Below are 539 nucleotides of genomic sequence, written 5' to 3'. Positions count from 1 at the left end.
CAAGCATGATGGACGTTCTGAGTTTGTTCCGCCAAAGATTACGCCAAGCCAATTTAATCAACATGCGCGCCCCCTTTCAGCCCACTGGCGATAGGTAAACGAAGAAGACGAATCATCGGGTAGACAAGGCACAAGGATAAAATGATGAGAACCACGATAATTTGGTTAAGCAGCAAGTGAGGATCGAGAGAAACAGGCACAATGGGCTCAAAACCACTTTCCAACATGACTTGAGCAGCTTCGCCAGTAATTTCAATGGGATTAAAATAGAAGTAGCCAAGCACAGGTGCACTGACAATCAAACCCAAAACAATGCCAATAATGGCGATGAAAAGCGATTCAATTGAAATTAAACCAATCAGCTTGCTCCTGAGCATCCCAGTGGCCAACATCACGGCAAATTCACGCTGGCGTTCTAACGTCGTCATCAAAATGGTCGCGAATAGACTAAAACCAACGATTTCATACAGAATGTAGATGAGGAAGTTGCCGCCAGCTTTGTCTTATGCGGTTTGTTGAGAAAGTTTCGGCGATAACTC

General features: G+C 44.7%; 1 pseudogene. It reads right to left on the bottom strand.

Features of this window, described 5'->3' with window-relative positions:
- Positions 1-53: 53 nt before the first annotated feature.
- Positions 54-539, bottom strand: a pseudogene (locus R7093_RS27590) (ABC transporter permease); the annotation flags it as partial.

This window comes from Vibrio sp. 1580 (assembly GCF_033340055.1).
Note: the sequence above shows the minus strand (reverse complement) of the source record. Positions and strands in the feature narration are given on the sequence as shown.